The following is a 1393-nucleotide window of genomic DNA, read 5'->3' as shown; positions in this document are numbered from 1 at the left end:
GGCCTGCTCCTGTATATATCGGCGAAACGCCTCGCGATTCAGCCGCTTGCGCTGACTCACCTGCCCGGCACGGACGCTCTCGGCAACCTGGTAAACGGACTTGGCCAAATCCACTGCAATCTGCTTGCACATCGCTGAAACCCTCCGAACGCCATTCTCGACACCGCTGGTGCGGGTAAGTGTGGTGCAGGGAGAGTCCATTACAGCACTCAAATGGGACGCGCTAAAGCGCGCCCTTTAGCTTCAACGTTAGACGTCTGCTCACGAGCCTAGCCATGTCAACCGCAATCAATCGAAGTGCGTGGTCGAGATCAAGCCAGAGATCCCCCGGCGGCCACTACGATGAAAAGGCAACCGAGTACGAGAACATTGCTTATCGCTGTTTCAAATGCTTTGCTGGTTGCGTATTTACCGCCGAAGCCCAAAAGCGGGCGTACGAAGTTCAAAAACGGTTTGTCTGGTGGTTGCCGAGCCTTTGCGCTCAGTGTCAGAGCGAAGTCGAACGACTAAAAGCAGAAGACAAGGCCTGCCAAGCAGAATGGAATTTGCGCAAAGAATTCTTGGAAAAGGATCAAAAATTTCTCCGTCGTTGGCTGGAGGTAATTCGGTCTATTCCTGCTTACGGCAAGCGAGCAAACTCAAGCATAGAGGTCATGCTCATGCGTTGCCTTGAGGCGTCTCACCATGAAGCAGACGTCTAACCCTGCAGTCGAGGCGCGGCTTCGCCGCTGGGACGCCGTGCCGGCGATGCCGGCCCGTCGCCCCTCACTTCCACGTTAGCCACACGGAGCAGCCAGGTGCACATTCCAAGCGCTTTGAAATTTGCGGCACTGACCCTTGCTGCTGTGGTCGCTCTTCTTGTCGCGACAGTTGCCGTCTTCGTTTACTTTCTCGATCCGCTATGCGTAAACGAACCACTTTCTAGCCTAGACTCACCAAACGGTGTATATCAGGCTGTTCTTTTCCAGCGAAACTGCGGAGCCACGACGCCTTATAGCCTGCATGTTTCCGTATTACCTTACGGAGCAGTTCTGCCAGATGAAGCAGGAAACATCCGGCGGCGGCAAAAACTGAGTGCAACACCTGACCTTTCCGGTACGGTGTTGCCATGTCTTACCACGAACTCAGCATTGAAGAGCGCTCCAACATCCAGGTCGGTTTGCTGCGCGGCATGAGCCAGCGGGCCATTGCCCGAATGCTCAACCGCAGCCCCTCGACGATCAGTCGCGAGATCCGCCGTAACCGCAGTACTCAGGGCGACTACATCACCCAGCATGCCCAGCGAGCGATGCGTGAACGCCGCATGTCCTGCCGGCCTCGGCAAAAGCTGGTGCCCGGCAACGAGCTGTTCGAGCTGGTCGTCCACCTGCTGCGAAAACGCTTTTCTCCCGAG

Annotated in this window: 2 protein-coding genes and 1 pseudogene; 2 read left to right on the top strand and 1 reads right to left on the bottom strand. The window is 56.2% G+C overall.

Annotated elements, in window-relative coordinates; all coding sequences use genetic code 11:
- A pseudogene (locus RA210_RS18685) lies at positions 1 to 132 on the bottom strand (IS110 family transposase); the annotation flags it as partial.
- A gap of 143 nt (positions 133 to 275) precedes the next feature.
- Between RA210_RS18685 and RA210_RS18680 the strand changes: the two are divergent.
- Both RA210_RS18680 and RA210_RS18675 read left to right on the top strand, forming a co-directional pair.
- Positions 276 to 701, top strand: coding sequence for a hypothetical protein (locus RA210_RS18680; protein WP_201487622.1), 426 nt, complete (start codon positions 276 to 278; stop codon positions 699 to 701).
- Positions 702 to 1108: 407 nt separating this feature from the next.
- Positions 1109 to 1393: helix-turn-helix domain-containing protein (locus RA210_RS18675; protein WP_201487621.1), on the top strand; the 285-nt coding region annotated here is incomplete at its 3' end.

Source organism: Pseudomonas sp. OF001 (assembly GCF_904426495.1).
In the GTDB taxonomy this organism is placed as follows: domain Bacteria; phylum Pseudomonadota; class Gammaproteobacteria; order Pseudomonadales; family Pseudomonadaceae; genus Geopseudomonas.
This window is presented reverse-complemented; position numbering and strand designations above follow the sequence as displayed.